General features: G+C 48.9%; 13 protein-coding genes. 6 read left to right on the forward strand and 7 right to left on the reverse strand.

Going from position 1 to position 15,990, the window contains the following annotated elements; translation table 11 throughout:
* Positions 1-43: 43 nt before the first annotated feature.
* On the forward strand, positions 44-1,987 hold the full coding sequence (locus tag C5O22_RS01925; RefSeq protein ID WP_132779512.1) for a tetratricopeptide repeat protein: 1,944 nt from the start codon (positions 44-46) through the stop codon (positions 1,985-1,987).
* Positions 1,988-2,092: 105 nt separating this feature from the next.
* Entirely contained in the window at positions 2,093-2,659 is a 567-nt protein-coding gene (locus tag C5O22_RS01930; RefSeq protein WP_132779513.1) for a hypothetical protein, read from the forward strand.
* Between the two features lie 222 nt (positions 2,660-2,881).
* On the opposite strand, the gene C5O22_RS01935 is transcribed toward C5O22_RS01930, so the two are convergent.
* Entirely contained in the window at positions 2,882-3,985 is a 1,104-nt protein-coding gene (locus C5O22_RS01935) for an agmatine deiminase family protein (protein WP_132779514.1), read from the reverse strand.
* 26 nt (positions 3,986-4,011) lie between these two features.
* Positions 4,012-5,199: a DUF8084 family protein gene (locus tag C5O22_RS01940; protein WP_132779515.1), complete on the reverse strand. Its 1,188-nt coding sequence runs from the start codon at positions 5,197-5,199 to the stop codon at positions 4,012-4,014.
* Between the two features lie 201 nt (positions 5,200-5,400).
* Between C5O22_RS01940 and C5O22_RS01945 the strand changes: the two genes are divergently transcribed.
* Positions 5,401-6,609 (forward strand): NADP-dependent isocitrate dehydrogenase, encoded by a 1,209-nt coding sequence (locus tag C5O22_RS01945; protein ID WP_132779516.1) that lies wholly within the window; start codon positions 5,401-5,403, stop codon positions 6,607-6,609.
* A gap of 362 nt (positions 6,610-6,971) precedes the next feature.
* Here C5O22_RS01945 and C5O22_RS01950 read toward each other — a convergent pair whose 3' ends face one another.
* The 5 genes from C5O22_RS01950 to C5O22_RS01970 all read right to left on the reverse strand — a co-directional run bounded on the left by C5O22_RS01950 (position 6,972) and on the right by C5O22_RS01970 (position 12,896).
* Positions 6,972-8,333, reverse strand: a complete 1,362-nt coding sequence (locus tag C5O22_RS01950; RefSeq protein ID WP_132779517.1) for a PFL family protein — start codon at positions 8,331-8,333, stop codon at positions 6,972-6,974.
* Positions 8,334-8,411: 78 nt separating this feature from the next.
* A complete protein-coding gene (locus C5O22_RS01955; RefSeq protein WP_132779518.1) occupies positions 8,412-8,681 on the reverse strand; it encodes an ACT domain-containing protein in 270 nt (89 codons plus the stop codon).
* Positions 8,682-8,795: 114 nt separating this feature from the next.
* The gene (locus C5O22_RS01960; protein ID WP_132779519.1) at positions 8,796-9,938 is read right to left on the reverse strand and encodes an AI-2E family transporter; all 1,143 of its coding nucleotides are present in this window, start codon (positions 9,936-9,938) and stop codon (positions 8,796-8,798) included.
* A gap of 15 nt (positions 9,939-9,953) precedes the next feature.
* Positions 9,954-11,984 (reverse strand): tetratricopeptide repeat protein, encoded by a 2,031-nt coding sequence (locus C5O22_RS01965; protein WP_132779520.1) that lies wholly within the window; start codon positions 11,982-11,984, stop codon positions 9,954-9,956.
* Between the two features lie 72 nt (positions 11,985-12,056).
* Entirely contained in the window at positions 12,057-12,896 is an 840-nt protein-coding gene (locus C5O22_RS01970; protein ID WP_243692846.1) for a tetratricopeptide repeat protein, read from the reverse strand.
* A gap of 97 nt (positions 12,897-12,993) precedes the next feature.
* On the opposite strand from C5O22_RS01970, the gene C5O22_RS01975 reads away from it, so the two are divergent.
* Genes C5O22_RS01975 through C5O22_RS01985 form a run of 3 tightly spaced genes read left to right on the forward strand, consistent with a single transcriptional unit; the run spans position 12,994 to position 15,984 of the window.
* Positions 12,994-14,379, forward strand: a complete 1,386-nt coding sequence (locus C5O22_RS01975) for a tetratricopeptide repeat protein (RefSeq protein ID WP_132779521.1) — start codon at positions 12,994-12,996, stop codon at positions 14,377-14,379.
* A complete protein-coding gene (locus C5O22_RS01980; protein ID WP_132779522.1) occupies positions 14,376-15,071 on the forward strand; it encodes a metallophosphoesterase in 696 nt (231 codons plus the stop codon). The genes C5O22_RS01975 and C5O22_RS01980 overlap by 4 nt, the downstream gene beginning before the upstream one ends.
* Positions 15,064-15,984: a transcriptional regulator gene (locus tag C5O22_RS01985; protein WP_132779523.1), complete on the forward strand. Its 921-nt coding sequence runs from the start codon at positions 15,064-15,066 to the stop codon at positions 15,982-15,984. Before C5O22_RS01980 ends, C5O22_RS01985 begins: the two co-directional genes overlap by 8 nt.
* The last annotated feature ends 6 nt before the right edge of the window (positions 15,985-15,990 follow it).

The following is a 15,990-nucleotide window of genomic DNA, read 5'->3' on the forward strand; positions in this document are numbered from 1 at the left end:
ATTCGGCACCGCAGAAAGAACACCGGGGGAAACGAGGGGGGTTGTGATAAAAACAGAACAGTATCGACAACAGGTTCAACGGGCACTTCAAAAAGGAAAGGAGCGGGACTACCCCGCAGCCATCACCATTCTGGAAGAACTTTTGTACCAGAGTGATGAGGGGCATCCCGAGGTCCTGCTCCTCTTGGGGCGGGCCTACCATGCTATTAAAGAATACGGTCGAGCCCTGGCGGCATTCCGAGAAGTAATCCAGATGCAACCGGAGGATGCGGCAGGGTATTTTTTTGCAGGCCGTACGTATCTCTCTATGGGGATGGCCCAGGAAGCGGTATGGTTCCTTAAAAAAGCAAAAGAACGAAATCCAGAGGATTATCAAATCCTTGCCCTCCTTGGTATCGCTTGCCTTAAGGCCCGTCGTTCCGGCGAGGCGGTAGAACTTCTTCAACAAGCGGTAGAACGGGGGGCCGGCAATAGTCCCCGGATTTATCGGGCATACCTGAATGCCTTGCTGGTGCGGGGAATTAAGCTGTGCCGCAATGGAGAGCCTGACCTGGGAAGCCAGATGCTTCGCTTTGTCATAGAAAACGGCCTTAACACTCCCCTTCCTCACCTGGAACTCGGCAGGGTGTACCGGGAAGAAGGACGGCTCCAAGAAGCGCTCTACCACTACGAAGAGGCCTCTCGCCTTGCGCCCCAGGATACCTCAATCCGCTGGTATCGAGCCTCTTTGCTTATGGCCCTGGGCAAAAGCGATGAGGCCCGCCGGGAAATCGAACGACTTCGCACGATCGATGAGGATATTCCCCATCTTTCCTGGACCACTGAACTTATCGACCGTTGTATGATTCGCTCCTTCATTGCAGAAGGCGCCTGGCAACGGGTGGTTCAGGCCTGTGGTTCATTCCTGCGTCGTTATGGACCGGATCCTATGGTGCATGCGATGTATGCAGAGGCCCTGCGAAACCTGGGGAATTTCGAAACCGCCCGGAATCACCTTGAGCGGGCCATAGAACTGGCCCCCCGCCAGATAGAATTACGGTACGCCAGCCTTATCCTTTCGTGGCAGGAAGAAAACTGGCAGGACCTTCAAAAAAATCTAGAAGTCCTCAAACGACTGGGGGGAGACCCCCTTATCATTCAGCGGTTCCAGGCACTGCTCCATGCCCAGTGGGAAGAGGATGATAAAAGGGTGATCTCCGAACTTCAACAGGCCATCCGGGATGGGGGACCTTCTCCAGAACTGATGTTTTCTCTGGCAGAGCGGTATCTTAAAGTAGGGCTCCCCGAACTTGCCATGGGATGGTATCACAAAACCCGGCAGATACTACCCCACTATGAGCGGGCCTATCTGGGTGAACTGGCCGCTCGAGAAGCGGCCCTTGAAGAGGGGCTCGGTGGCAGTTCCGAAGAACTTGAACAATGTTACGAGGAGTACCTTTCTCTCTGGCCCGATAACTGGAAAATACGGCGAGAATACGCCCTTTACCTCATTAAATCCAAAAAATACGAAATAGCCCAAAGGGAATTACAAAATTTACTAGTGCGAGAAACAAATAACGATAGTTTGAAACGGCTTCTTGCCTACACGTACCGAAAAACCGGTAAATACCGGGAAGCGGCGGTGCTCTTAAAAAAATTACTTCAAAAAAATTTACAGGATACCAACTTACTTTTTGAGTTTGTGTTCTGTCTGGAACGATCAGGGGCCCGGCCCTATGCATACCTGGTACTCGAAAAGGCCCAACATTACTACAAGAATTCCTTTGAACTGTTTATAAAGTTAGGTGACCTGGCATATGAACTCCATCATATCGAAAAAGCCCTGGATGCCTACCGGGCAGCAGCCCACCTCAAAGATGAAGACCCCCTGCCCTACCAGCGGATGGCCCACATTTACCGAAAACAGGGAATCCACGAAATGGCCCTGCGGTATGAACAGGAGGCCCAGAAGCGAGAAAATCGTCATAAAAATCCACTTCCATCATAGTACAGGTATGCTAAAGATTTTTTTGAACGATAGTTTTAATTTTCATCGCAAAACTAGTTGTATAAACTGGAATTTATTCTATAATGATGATAGAGGGAGGTTTCAATGGCAAGCAAAGCAATGGATCTCTTCGAGGCCTACGCCCAGGATAAATTACCCAAGGATCAGGGATATATTGTTTCTTCGTTTTTCAGTAATACGTCCACTTATTCAAAATACGAAGTGGTTTCCTATTCGGGAGTAAAATCAATCTACCTTACCGAAGAGGGACTTACTTTTCAGACCAATGGGAAAAAACTCCACATTCTTATTGAACCACCAGATTATCCCAGCAAGGCTATCGAACCCTACGTTCGATCAAGTCAAGAGCAAATTCCGCTTCGATTTAGTGAACTAGAGCAGATGGTAGCAAAAAACCAAACCCGCATTATGATTGCAAAAAAACCCATCGTAACTTTTTCTTCCTTCACCATCCTCCGTCCGACGGGAATAAATTTTGCTCTTGTCTTTTATAACCTCCCGGATCTTTACGATACCCTGGCCATCTTCTTTGAAAAGACCTATAACAAAGAAGCGGCGGTTCCTATGGCGGATGCAAAAAAGGCGGCCCAGAAAACGGTGGAAATCATTAGAAATACTATGAATTTCACCGGCGAATTTGGGGAAGCCTAAGGGGGCACCCCCCGTTTTCCCCTTTTCATTAAGAAAAATATTCAGAAAACACATACCAGCATAGAATGAAGGCAAAGGGGATATCCTCTCGAGAAAGTGGCATATCACGAGGAGAGAAAGAGAGGCTTCCCCTGACATTTTAGAAAGAAGCTTCCTTACTTTTTACTGGGGGGACCCCCAAGGGATATTCCTGAGTACCTTCCTTCCCAAGTCGAAAAAGGACTATGCCTCCGAGTTCTCCGTCCGCCTTGCGGCGGGAATCTGCTGGGTGATACAATGGACATTACCCCCGCCCTTAATGATTTTCATTCCGTCGATGGGAACGAGGATACGGTCAGGATACAGATCCCGAAGGATGCCTAAAGCCCGGTCATCTGTCTTCTTAAGTTCCCCGTCGCCAGACTTGCCAAAAACAGGCACTACTAAGCCGCCCGTAACAGGATAAAAATTGATATAGCTCAGGGTAAGGGGCTCTCCGTTGTAAAAACGCTGGGGGGGCTCAGGAATAAGCACTACCTCGAGGCGGCGTCCCCGGGCATCACGGGCCTCAGAGAGTATCCGAAGATTCTCCTGGGTCCTTTCCCAATTGGGGCTGTCCTGACCCGTGGCGCCCTGAAGGACCACAAGGCCGGGGCGAACAAAACAGGCCAGATTATCCACATGGCCATCCGTTTCATCTCCCCAGAGTCCCTTTCCGAGCCAAATGATTGTGTCTACCCCAAGATAGTCCCGAAGATACTGTTCTATGTCTGCCCGACTCAACCGGGGATTTCGATTAGGGGCCAGGAGACACTCTTCCGTGGTAAGAAGGGTTCCTTCCCCATCCACGTGGATAGAGCCGCCTTCCAGAACAAGGGGGGCATCAAAACGGGGTAACCCCAACCGCGCAAGGATGTGAGGGGCAAGCTGGTCATCAGCCTCATAGGGGTGATATTTTTCTCCCCAGGCGTTAAACTTCCAGTTAACCCCTGCGCGCCGCCCCTGAACATCAACCAGAATAGTGGGACCATTATCCCGCATCCAGGAATCATCGTGGGGGAATTCCCAGATCTCCACCGAAGCGGGAAGGCGACGCCGGGCATCCTCACTTGCCCTATACCTATTGGATTCCTCCAACGGCCGGGCTACCATGATAAGGGGCTCGAATTCTGCAATGGCCCTGGCTACTTCCACATAGCCTTCCCGGGCTTCTTCAAGGCCTGCCAGCCAGGCTTCTTCTCGCACCGGCCAGGACATGAGAGTAGCCTCCCGGGGAAACCATTCGGCGGGCATCCAAAAACCCTGTTCCCGCGGAAGACCGGACACGCTATCAGGGATAGTATACATACTACGATTCTCGCTACAACAGCACGTTAAAATACCAGGATAAGATTAACCGCGCTGGTCCCTTTCCCCTGCTGTTGCTTGACAGAAGCTTCGAATTGAACTCCCATATGCTCGCAGGCCTCTCCAATAAACGAAAGGTAATACCAGCCTAATCCATCGTCCCCGTAGGGGCCGGTACCATGCTCATATACTTCCTGAAGGCTTTTCTCGCCAAGGCTGAGCCGACCCCGTTCTTCAAACATCCGTTTGGTATCCTCAAAAGAATTGGAACCATCGTACAAACTAAGACGCAACCGAAACCGCCACCGATCCACCGCCCAGCGCTTGGAAAGAGACCACACCATAATCGAAGCAAGTCCATTCGGCAAGCGGGCCAGAAGCTCCTGGCGTTTCTCAGGCCGCTCCAGGGTAGCTCGAATTTCCGAGGGTTTTACCTCAGGGCCAAGGAGGCTAATAAGGGTAGAACGCTCGGCGGCCCCCATCAATTCTAAAACCATAAGGGAAAGATAATCCGCCAAATCCACTCGTTCGAGGCATACATCCAATAGTCGTTTTACATCCCGCTCGATGGTCTGTCGCTCCTCCGGAGCGCTACAGAGCAACACAAAATAGATGAGGGGATCCACCGTTTCTAAAAGATCCTGCACAAAGAGGGCAAGGCGCCGTTTTTCATCAGGGGTCCGGCGACTATCCAGGGAAAGGTTTTTTAAAACCGGCTCCTGAATTTCTTTTTTTATCTGGGCCACCGCTTCTGTCCGGGATTTAAGGGCATTTTTTAATTCCACCGGCGATACCGCGTTCTGGGCGTCTAGAGCTTGATGAGGATGGGAACGGTTCCACTTATGGATGACCGAGCTGTTTACCGCCCGTTGAATCACGGCGGCATTAAAAAACCCATGTTGAAGCGAAAAAACCACGAGCCGGGCTAAATCACCAATTTCATTTTTTACGGACGTCAAATCCCGAACAGGGAATTCCGCCTTATCCACAAAACCCGCAAGCAACAACCGCTTAAGCCAGGGGATATCCAGGGCTTTCAATTTAAAACCATAGCGTTTATCCCCATCGGGGGTTTCAAAAACATGCAGACCCGCCCCAACCCGTTTCTGAAAAAAGGCAGCTCCCTCGGGCGTAAGCACAATACGGGAACGCAAATCAATACACCGGGGACGTTCACTATTTGTTGTTGAAGCCGGGGTAGGAACTGCCGGCATGAACTACCTCCACCCTATTTTTATTCATAGTCTATGGTTTTCCGAAACAGAAGTCCATGGGGAACTCCCCTCTGTTTCTTTCGAAAAACAACGTTTTCTTTTCGACCTATCTATATTGTACCATGATACACCGGATTGACAAGGGGTAAAAATAATTGCATATATATACATATTTTTTGCATATCCTTACGAGGTACTTCCATGGCTCAAAAAATTTCTATGGCCACCCCTTTGGTGGAAATTGATGGCGACGAAATGACCAGAGTGCTCTGGCAGGTAATTAAGGAAAAACTCCTTACCCCTTACATCGATTTAAAAACGGTATATTTTGATTTAGGCCTTTTACATCGAGATGCCACTAACGATAAGGTCACGGTCGAAGCTGCCGAGGCAATTCTTGCGTATGGGGTGGGCGTAAAATGTGCCACCATTACGGCCAATAGTGCTCGCCAGAAAGAATATAACCTCCAGCACCTGCATCCCAGTCCTAATGCCACCATCCGGGCCATTCTGGATGGTACGGTTTTTCGCAAACCTATCGTGGTAGCAAATATCCATCCCACGGTGGTCACCTGGAAAAAGCCCATTGTTATTGGCCGTCATGCCTACGGGGATGTGTACAAGGCCGCCGAGATGGCTATACCCTCCGCCGGCAAGGTGGAACTGGTATACACGACAAAGGATGGCAAAGAACAGCGCATCCTTGTAGCCAATATGGACGGTCCTGGGGTTGTCCAGGGGATGCACAACCTGGACGATTCTATTACTAGCTTTGCCCGGGCATGCTTCCTCTATGCCCTGGAAGAAAAACTCGACCTCTGGTTTGCGACCAAAGATACTATTTCGAAAACCTACGATGGTCGTTTCAAAGAGATTTTCCAACAGGTGTACGAAACTGAATTTAAGGCTCGCTGTGATGCCGCAGGGATTTCCTACTTTTATACCCTTATCGACGATGCGGTAGCCCGGGTAGTTAAAAGCGAAGGGGGCTTTTTGTGGGCCTGCAAAAACTATGATGGGGATGTCATGAGCGATATGGTTGCCAGCGCGGCCGGAAGCCTTGCCATGATGACCAGCGTTCTGGTTTCTCCCCGGGGAGCCTTTGAATACGAGGCCGCCCATGGAACGGTGCAACAGCACTACTATCGATATCAGCGGGGAGAAAAAACCAGCACCAATCCCGTGGCCCTTATCTTTGCCTGGACAGGGGCCCTCAAGAAGCGGGCCGATTTAGATGGACTCCCGGAGCTCGCTTCCTTTGCGGAGCGACTAGAGAAGGCGACCCTTTCCACCATTGAAGGGGGCCTCATGACCGGAGACCTGGCAAAACTCGCTTCCCCTGCTCCAAGCAAAGTCTTAGATTCCTGGGAATTCATCGATGCTATCCGGGCTACTCTAGAAAAGATGTGAATGCTACACTGCGTTCGTAGGGGGAGTGGGGGACGGTTCCCTTGCTCCCTTAGAAAAACCCGAGATTTATCCCGTCGGGAGTATCAGTTTTTCGCCTGGTAAAAGACAATATTTCTGGTGGGTCCCTTTTTGCGCCCCGTAAAACCGATACTCTCCGACGTCCCCCTTTTGTTCGGTAAAGGCCGATACTGCCAAAGAACCAGCGCCTTTTTTTTCCCCGGTAAAGGTCGATATTGACCAAAGGACCTGCGCCCCCTTTTTTCCCACTAATGGTCGATATTGTTCCAGGCCCCTCTCAATTTTGAAAACTGTGGATGTTTCCTTAGAGGCGGCCAGTGAAAGTTCCAGTCCCAGGGCACCCCTTAATTTCGAAAACTGTGGATCGGCGCGGGAATCCGTCCCCCCCGGGCGATAAAGGCATCGCTCGAAAAAGGATGAACCGGCATCACCGGAGCTCCACCGAGAAGTCCCCCAAATTCTGCCCAGTCTCCTGCCTTTTTACCTGGTACAGGAATAATCCGCACCGCCGTGGTTTTATTGTTTACCATACCAATGGCCATCTCATCCGCAATAATCGCCGAAATAGTGGCCGCACTCGTATCTCCCGGAATAGCAATCATATCCAGCCCTACGGAACACACGCAGGTCATGGCCTCTAATTTATCCAAGAAGAGGCTTCCCCGCTGAACCGCCGCCACCATCCCTTCATCTTCCGAAACAGGAATGAAGGCCCCCGAGAGTCCTCCCACATGGGTACTGGCCATTACCCCACCCTTCTTCACCATATCCGTAAGAAGAGCAAGGGCTGCGGTGGTTCCATGGGTTCCCGCCGATTCAAGGCCCATCTCTTCTAGAATGCGGGCCACCGAGTCACCCACAGCCGGCGTCGGAGCAAGGGATAGGTCCAGGATACCAAAGGGAACCCCGAGCCGTCGGGCCGCCTCCATCCCCACCAGTTGTCCCATCCGGGTTATTTTAAAGGCGGTTTTCTTAATTACCTCCGCAATTTCATCAAAACTGGCTCCGCGATACTGTTCCAGGGCGGCCTTTACCACCCCAGGGCCAGAAACCCCCACATTCAGGCTTGCCTCCCCTTCTCCTGGTCCGTGGAAAGCCCCTGCCATAAAGGGATTATCCTCCGGAGAATTACAGAACACCACCAGCTTGGCACAGCCAATGCCATCATGCTGGGCCGTTAATTGGGCGGTTTTCTGAATAATGTGACCCATCTGGCGAACCGCATCCATATTGATACCGCTGCGGGTGGTCGCCACATTTACGGAAGAACAAACCCGCTCTGTTTGGGCCAACGCCGAGGGAATAGAATCAAGTAAAATCTGGTCCCCCCGGCTAATTCCTTTTTGAACCAGGGCGGAAAAGCCCCCCACAAAATCAATGCCCAGTTCTTTCGTTACCTCATCGAGGGTAAGCGCATAGGGAGTATAATCCTTCTCTTCGCTCGCTCCAGCAATAAGGGCGATGGGAGTTACCGAAATTCGCTTATTGATGATAGGAATTCCAAACTCTACTTCGATATCCTTTCCCACCTTTACAAGATTCCCTGCGACGCGGAGTATTTTATCCCGTATTCGCTTGCGGGTAGCCTCTCCCGAGGCGGCCACACAATCAAAGAGGGAAATTCCCAATGTAATTGCCCGAATATCGAGCTTATAACGGAGGAACATATCCACCGTTTCTTTAATCTCAAGGGGAGTAAATACCATACCACTACCTTCTCATGTTCTCTTTTTCGCGTTCTTTAATCGCATTTAAGAGGGACAAGGTTTTTGCCCCCTGTCCCGTTAAATTCTATGCATGGCCTGAAACACCTGTTCGTGCATCATATTAATGGAGACCTGCAATTCCTTGCCCAAGTCCGTAAGTTCCTCTTTTAAAGTAGCCAGAGGTTTAGTACTTTGAGAAAGGTCTACCATCATCATCATGACAAAGTTGCCGGAAAGAATGGTCTGGCTAATGTCTTCAATATTGATATTCCGTTCTGCAAAAAAGGTACTGACCCGGGCAATGATTCCTACCCGGTCAGTCCCCACAACCGTTACAATCGCATTCATCCTAAAGGGGCCTCCCTTTCCCCGGGGCTGCAGAAGCAGCGAGGAAAAATATATCGTAGCGTTTATGATACCGATTCACCGCTTCTCGTGCAAGCAAAAAATCGTTTACCCCATTTAGGGGCCCTTTTTTACTTCCGAATCAGGATGCACCATAGTATTGGATTCTATATTTTTCTCTTCCCCATTATCTATTTCTTGTTCATTTAAAAAAAGATCAAGCACCGTAAGGAACAGAATAACAATCACCGGCCCCAAAATAAGCCCATTAAACTTAAAGGCAGAAACCCCTCCCAGGATAGAAAAGAAGATAATCAGGGGATGAAGATTTATCCGGTCCTTAAGAAACAGAGGACGGATAAAGTTATCAAGGGTAGATATAAAAAATGCTGAAAGAATTAAGAAAAGCACACCGCGAAGGATTTGGCCGGAGAAAATTATATACAATCCGAGGGGGCCCCACACAAGGCCCGCTCCCATAATAGGAATAAAGGTACAGAAAAAAAGAAGTATCGAGAACACAAGGGACCCTTTGAGTTGAAACAACGAAAAAAGAACAAAAGCAATAAGGGCCTGAATAAACGCCACCAGGATATACCCCAGAAAAAGGTTCCGGACAATCTCTCTGAATTTGGCTGCCAGTTCCCCTATATATTCTCGCTTAATAGGAATAGCCCGGACAATAAGATTGTATAGATAGGTCCCGTCTAAATAAAGGAAAAAAAGAGTAAAAAGCATGAAAAACAGGCCTACCACAAAGGAGCCAATATTTTTAATAACCCCCGTTCCTATGCTAAACAAACGCTGACTACTTTCTCGAAGAATCCTAAAGAATTCCCCTTTTATAGCACTCTCATCAAAAGAGATCTGTCCTCCCGAAAGATCAAAAACAATTTTTTTCAGTTGTTCTAATTGGGCATCCAAGAAATTTGGGTTTTGAGTAAAAAAATGGATCAACAGTCGACTTAAAGAAACCAATTGATGATACAATTGGAAGAGAATCCATAGGAGAGGAAGAATAATAAGAATCATAGTAGCTATCGAAAAAAATGCCGCAAGCAGGCTTTTCCGTACTTCATACAGGGGTTTCTTAGGGTTCAACCGAGTTTCAAGCCGGGAATAAAGAGGATTAAACAAAATATACAGTAGGGTTGACCACAGAATGATGGTAGTAAAAGGAAGAAAAATACGTCCCACTAAAAGGAAAAATACGACGAATAGAACAAAGAAAAAAATATTTTGGATCGACAACTTATGCATACCAACAATCCTTTTCTACAATCCTGCAAGAATTTTTTCTGCCTCACCACGACGACTATAGGAGGGGTTTCTCTTAAGAAGATCCGAAAGTCGTTGACGGGCATTGGCTGCATCCCCCAAACTCGCATAGGTTTTACCCAATTCAAAGAGGGCATCCCAATTGTTGGAATCCAGTTTTACCAATTCTAGATAGGCATCCCGGGCCTTTTCAAAACGGCCCGCTCCCACATAGGCCCGGGCAAGGTTTAACCGAACCACATTATTCTTTGGTTCCATCACGAGGGCCCTTTCGTAATGTTCGATACTTTTATCCCACAGTTCTTTCTTTGCATAGGCAGCCCCCAGATTGTTATTTACCTCAAAACTTTTTGGATCAATAGCGTAGGCTTCCAAAAGATAATCCAAGGCCTTATCAGGGAATCCATTTGCCAAATAGAGGGCTCCCAGATTAATTCGAGGCTTGGTATACTTTTTATCCTGGTTTGCAGCCCGTGTATAGGCCATAATTGCTTCATCTATCTTGTTGTTTGCCTCAAGAGCAAGCCCATACGTATATTGATACACCGCGTTAGATTCAGAGGATTGGACCGCCCGTGCTGCATAGGTAAGGGCCTCATCATTCTTTTTAAGGGCAAGTTTTACCACCGCCATGTTATAGTTAGTCTGGGCATCTTGGGGTTGCAAGACCAGGGCCTTTCCAAAGGCCTGTTCTGCCTCTCCATAGTTACCGGCCCCACTATAGGTAGCGCCCAGTTCTCTGAGGCTTGCCACGTCATCAGGCATGTAGGTAAGGGCGGTAGTAAAGGCTTGAATTGCCCCTTTTGTATCGCCCTTTGTTGAAAGGATACGCCCTATCTCTCGATAGGCCACTGCATAATCGGGCTTGAGAGAAACCGCCCGACGATAGGCAGAAAGGGCCTCGTCTAAACGTCCGAGGGCCCGCAGAGTTCCTCCCAGATTATACCAGGCCGGTTCAAAGTCCGCTTTCAGGGCCGTGGTGGTTTCAAAGGCCTGGCGGGCCTCTGCATATTTTCGGGCATTAAAATAGGCCCGACCCAATTCGAAGGAATAGAGATAATTTTTGGGATCTAGCCGATTCGCTTCCTTAAGCTCCGTAATAGCATTATCCCATTGACGGAGGTCACTATTGATTTTTCCAAGGGTATAATGAGGTAAGGCCTGGCTGGGATCCACCTTAATGGATTCCCGGGCATAACGGATCGCCTCTTTTAAAGCGTTTTGCCCGGTCTCACTTTCTTTATCCGCCATGTAGCCCCCAAGATAGGCGTCGGCTATTTCTGCCAGTTTCTGGGCCTGAAAACGAGCTTCCCCTTCGGGCATTCTTTCAAGGGCCTGAGAAAAAAGATCCCGGGCAGAAGAAAAATCTTTTTTCTGGATAGAGTTTTTTCCCTGGGCAATTAAATCGTTGATAAGACGCATCCGTTCCTGGAGTTCCCGACTCTTACGGGCCAGCTCTTCTTCCTGGGCCTTGCGTCGGGCTGCTTCTGCCTCTTCTGCGGCCCGGCGTTCAGCCTCTGCGGCCGCCCGGGCAGCAGCGGCAGCTTCCGCTTTAGCCCGTTCCTCTTCCAGAGCCTTGCGCCGGGCCGCATCTGTGGTTTCGCTCGTCTGCGGGGATGCTGTGCTGCCCGTCCCGTGTGCCGTTTGAGAAGCCGCCTTGGCAACCGATTCTACCGCCTTCGACACCTCTTTTAGGGCACTGGAAACCGCCTCCGAGTCTTTTGGGGCGCTTCCCTGGGAAAGCTCCTGTTGCTTCAGCGCCTCAATCGCCCTATCCCGAAGTTCCCGAACTTCCTCATCCTCCGCATTTTCAATAAGAAGAGCATCGAGAAGATTCAAGGCCCGCTGATACTCGGCCCGTTCAATATAGTCTCGGGCAAGGGCCAACGTATTGGCCCGTTTTGCGGCCTTAGCCGACAGCATCCCCCGATAGATAAGTATGCCACTTCCCACGAGCCCTATCACAAGGGCCACCCCGATAAGTGCTATGGCAATTACCTTTTTTTTCTGTTTCTTGTCGGTATTCATACTTCTACCTCTTTCTTCTGCTTTTATTTCTATCTCTTTCCTTCTTTGAAATCAATCAAAGGAAAAACCTTTTTATTCAAGTTCAAATTCTCCCTCATACCCCTGGACCCCTTCCGAACCGGCCTGTAATTGCCGGGTTTCCTCGGCCGCACTCTGCAGAGAGGCAGAAACCTCTTCCAGCAGCTTCTTACGCCGTTCTTCTTCCGCTCGGAGCGCCGCTTCTTCGGCTGCCTTTTTTGCGGCCGCCGCGGCAAATTCCTGTTTCAAGAGGGCTATCATCTGTTCCACCTGGGGCCGCTTGGGAGAAGCCGGTTCAAGGGTAAGATATTGCTCATAATCCTTGAGGGCCTTATCCAAAGAGCCAAGCTTGACATAGGCATTTGCCCGATTAAGATAGGCAGAGCTAAAACTCCCATCAATCTGAAGGGCCTGGGAATAGTATTGCTCTGCAAAAAGGGCGCTTCCCTTACTAAAATACGCATTTCCCAAATGAAACGCCACAAGGGCACTCTTATCGGTTCCCCGGGCAAGCACTTTTCGATATAGACTGATCGCATCGTCCCAGCGTTGCACCTGTTGATAGGCAATTCCCAGGTACAAGGCCGCCGTAACATTGGCCGGATCCTGGGTATACACCTGTTCCAAAAGGGGAATCGCCTCAAGGGGTTTGTTTCGCAAAAAGAGATCCTCTCCTTTTTTAAACAGTTCCTGGCAAAAGACTTCTGTGCTGGTTAAAGAAAAAAGCACCACAAAAAGAAACCTGCGAAGTCTCCAGTTCTTTTTGACCATACACCTGCTTCCCATCAATTTTGCATGTTTGGGACAGCAACGAGCAATCCCCTGAAGGGCAGGAAAGAACCAAAAAAGGGCTCCCTTTCTATGGGGAAATTCCCGGACATTTACGCCTTCCATGTGCTATCCCCCTTTTTTATCATGGGTTTGACAGGTTCCCGTAAAATGAGTACCATTTTTAGTACGTTTATAATAGCATAAAGGGGCATGGTACGTCATGATACTGGCCATAATCATTGCAATTCCCCTCTCCGTCATCATTGGGTTTCTCCTCTACTTTCTTATCAAGTCCATTATACTCCCAATTAAGGTTGAGTCCATTGCAAAACTCATAAAACAGGGGAAACTTCAGCAAGCCATTAAGACCGCAAAGGCTATTATCCAGCGAGAACCCCGCAATGCAGAGGCCCACTATCTTCTGGGTAACGCCTACCTGGCAGATAATAAGGCAGAGCTGGCCCTGATGGAATTCAAAATGGTCAACCAGATTGCCCTTTTTTCACCCCTGGTCCCGGAAGCGGAATTCCGAAAACAGATTGCCAGTCTCTTCGTTCGTTTTAATCAGATAGAAGAAGCCTTAAAAGAGTATCTGCTCCTTATCAAACTTGAGCCTTACACCGCAGAACATTACTATTGGGCAGGCAAGCTCTTCAGCGAACGGAACAGGACCGACATGGCTATCAGTTACCTTAAGAAGGCGGTGGAACTGGATCCCCGGCATGGGAAGGCCCACTACGAATTAGGGGTGCTCCTGTATCGGGACAAACGCCCTATCGAAGCAAAGGAAGAACTGGAAACGGCCCTTAGACTTCAGAACGATCTAAATCAGGCCTACTATTTGCTGGGTAAAATCCAGAAGGAATCCCATGACTACGTGGCGGCCCTCCTCTCCTTTGAAAAGGCCATCCGGGATCCGGAGCTTAAGATAAAGGCCCTCGTAGAACGGGGGGGCTGTTACATGAGTATGAACGCCATTGATAAGGCAATCCCCGAATTAGAGCGGGCAGTAAAGTCCGCCACCGACGAATCGAGTCCCGAAGTTTTGTATGCCCGATACTTTCTTGCCATGTGTTTTGAAAAAAATCGAGAACTTGATCGGGCCATTGAACAATGGGAAAAGATTTACGCCAAAAAACCCAATTTCCGCGATGTGGCAGAAAAACTCTCCCAATATCAGGAATTCCGGACCGATGATAAAATGAAGGATTATCTAACTTCGGGACAAAATGAATTTATAGAAATTTGCAAGGCCCTGGTAACCCAGGGGCTTTCACTCCTCGTTAAGGACTATAACGAAATTCCTAACGGCTGCGATATCATTGCCATTGAGGGTGATCAGGCAAAGTGGCGGAATGTTAAGAAACTTCCCCGGCTTTTGCGCTTTTACCGGATGCCAGAACTCATCGATGAGGCCACGGTCCGGGCCGTTCTCGAACAAATGAGAAAACTGAATATCACCCGGGGTGCTATTTTTACCAGTTCCGGGTTTTCTCGATCCGCCATGGAATTCTCCGAGTCTCGTCCCCTGGAACTCTACAATAAGGATCAGCTCCAGAATCTCCTGGACCGGGTCGATATCTACAGCAACCTAAAAAAATCATGAAAATCCTCTGTATTTCCGACCAGATTGATCCCCTTATTTACAGCAATTCGATTCGTCAACGATTCGGAGACATCGATCTCGTGGTGAGTGCGGGGGATCTTCCCCTGGAATACCTTGATTTCATCGTCAGTTCCCTTAACAAGCCCCTGCTCTTTGTATACGGGAACCACAATCTGGAAGGTCTTTCCTATTACCGGCCGGAATATGAAGACTACTTCAAACTGGTCCAACGACGAATTGCAGATCAGACAGCCGCACCCCAGGTTGGTGCCATTCACATCGGCTCCCGGATTCACCGAGAAGAGGGGCTCATTTTTATGGGTCTCGGGGGAAGCTTACGTTATAACAATGGACCAAACCAATTTACAAACCGCCAGATGAACTGGGAAATCATAAAACGGATACCCCACCTCTTATACAATAAACTGAAATACGGACGTTATCTTGATATCCTGGTAACCCACGCGCCACCCCTCGGTATTCATGATAGGACCGATCCCTGTCATCGGGGTTTTAAGGCGTTCCTCTGGTTTATGCGCTTTTTTAAGCCCCGCTATTTGATTCATGGCCATATTCATCTGTATGATCTTTCAGATATCCGGTGTACCCGGTATTATGAGACCCTGGTGGTCAATGCTTATAGCCACTATATAATCGACATTTCTACTCCTTCGGAGCATAGCCATGAGTGATCTTACCCAGATTCAAGCCCAGGAAGATTTTAATCGGGCCAGGAGCAAGGCTTTTTTCTCTCGCATTCAGCACTTTTTGCATCCCGAACGGGATGCGCTCCTTTCCTTTACGGAAGTAAAGGAAATTTTACGTCCCAAAAACGAAACCTACAAGGGTATGCAGGTCGTTCCGGTCGATCGCATTATTGGAAGTGAAGGCCGTTATCGGGATTTTAACAAGTATTTTCTTCCCCGTTCCGACTACCTGCGGCAACGATGGGCCCGGGTCGATGAGGCTCATCTTAAAAACATCATTCTTCCCCCCATTCAACTCTACGAAATAGGGGGGGTATACTTTGTCCGGGATGGAAATCATCGGGTATCGGTGGCCCGGGCCCAGGGGATTCAGTCCATTGATGCGGAAGTCATCAGTCTTTCCACCGAAATTCCCCTTTCCCCTGACATGACTACCGAGGACCTCCGGAGGGCCGTCATAGAATATGAGAAAAAACTCTTTTATGAAAAAACCCATTTTAAAGAACTCACCGGCTGCACCACCCTAGATTTTACCACCCCCGGTCGTTATGACGAAATTTATAACCACATCCTCGTTCACAAGTACTACTTAAATGAACATATGACGGGAGAACTTCCTTTTTCTGATGCCCTTGTATCCTGGTACAATAACGTGTACAAGCCCATCATCGACATTATCGAAGAAGAAAACCTGGTGAGTCGCTTCCCGGGGCGTACCCCCAGCGACCTATACGTATGGATTGTAAAACATTGGGACTTCTTAAAAAAGAAATATGGTATCCATTACTCGCTCGCCGAAGCCGCCCGGGACTTTGCAAAAAAATACGGCAAAGAGCGGCCTTCATTCATGGATTATGTAAAAATCCTGTGGAAGTGGATTTTTCCGTTTTCTCGTTAAAGAGGT

It is taken from the genome of Treponema sp. J25 (assembly GCF_004343725.1).
GTDB lineage: Bacteria > Spirochaetota > Spirochaetia > Treponematales > Breznakiellaceae > J25.

Excerpts from the sequence above, each read along its gene's own strand:
- C5O22_RS01975 (WP_132779521.1), top strand. The coding sequence starts at position 12,994 with ATGATACTGGCCATAATCATTGCAATTCCCCTCTCCGTCATCATTGGG.
- C5O22_RS01985 (WP_132779523.1), top strand. The coding sequence starts at position 15,064 with ATGAGTGATCTTACCCAGATTCAAGCCCAGGAAGATTTTAATCGGGCC.
- C5O22_RS01935 (WP_132779514.1), bottom strand. The coding sequence starts at position 3,985 with ATGTATACTATCCCTGATAGCGTGTCCGGTCTTCCGCGGGAACAGGGT.
- C5O22_RS01940 (WP_132779515.1), bottom strand. The coding sequence starts at position 5,199 with ATGCCGGCAGTTCCTACCCCGGCTTCAACAACAAATAGTGAACGTCCC.
- C5O22_RS01945 (WP_132779516.1), top strand. The coding sequence starts at position 5,401 with ATGGCTCAAAAAATTTCTATGGCCACCCCTTTGGTGGAAATTGATGGC.
- C5O22_RS01980 (WP_132779522.1), top strand. The coding sequence starts at position 14,376 with ATGAAAATCCTCTGTATTTCCGACCAGATTGATCCCCTTATTTACAGC.
- C5O22_RS01965 (WP_132779520.1), bottom strand. The coding sequence starts at position 11,984 with ATGAATACCGACAAGAAACAGAAAAAAAAGGTAATTGCCATAGCACTT.
- C5O22_RS01960 (WP_132779519.1), bottom strand. The coding sequence starts at position 9,938 with ATGCATAAGTTGTCGATCCAAAATATTTTTTTCTTTGTTCTATTCGTC.
- C5O22_RS01970 (WP_243692846.1), bottom strand. The coding sequence starts at position 12,896 with ATGGAAGGCGTAAATGTCCGGGAATTTCCCCATAGAAAGGGAGCCCTT.
- C5O22_RS01930 (WP_132779513.1), top strand. The coding sequence starts at position 2,093 with ATGGCAAGCAAAGCAATGGATCTCTTCGAGGCCTACGCCCAGGATAAA.
- C5O22_RS01955 (WP_132779518.1), bottom strand. The coding sequence starts at position 8,681 with ATGAATGCGATTGTAACGGTTGTGGGGACTGACCGGGTAGGAATCATT.
- C5O22_RS01950 (WP_132779517.1), bottom strand. The coding sequence starts at position 8,333 with ATGGTATTTACTCCCCTTGAGATTAAAGAAACGGTGGATATGTTCCTC.